Origin of the sequence: Streptomyces johnsoniae, assembly GCF_031845565.1 — a bacterium.
Taxonomy (GTDB): Bacteria; Actinomycetota; Actinomycetes; order Streptomycetales; family Streptomycetaceae; genus Streptomyces; species Streptomyces johnsoniae.
Map to the genome: position 1 here is coordinate 1 of NZ_JAVREV010000077.1, position 448 is coordinate 448.

General features: G+C 62.7%; 1 protein-coding gene. It reads right to left on the reverse strand.

Features of this window, described 5'->3' with window-relative positions; genetic code table 11:
• Positions 1–185: 185 nt before the first annotated feature.
• Positions 186–448, reverse strand: a 263-nt coding sequence (locus RM779_RS33340) for a cupin domain-containing protein (RefSeq protein ID WP_311621542.1), incomplete at its 5' end; no start/stop codon positions are given.

The window sequence follows — 448 nt, forward strand, 5'->3', positions numbered from 1 at the left end:
GTTTACCTCAGCCGCTTACCGCCCCTACCTTCGGCGTTTTGGCGATGTGCCCGTCGTCGCCCGTTACGACTCGACATACGAAACACCGGATACCTGGGAGACCTACGACGAAGTCGCGATACTGATCGAGGCCATGTACGACGAGTGGCGTTCTGCTATCGGGGGTTAACCATGCTGGTTCCTACCTAGCCTTCTGGGTAGAAAAGGAACAGCACACACCCCTCGGCAGACTGCGGGACATGCCACGACCCGGCCGGGGCGTGCAGGAATGTTCCCGCGGTGTAGTCGTTGACGCCGTCATTGAAGACGCCCGAGACGACGTAGACCTCTTCGGGCCCGGGGTCATGTAGGTCTTCGCCGTCCCAGACAGCGCCCGCCGCGATGGTTGTCACCGCCGCCTTCGCACCGTTGGCTCCCCGCCAGAGCGGCTGCACGGTGATTCCGGGAG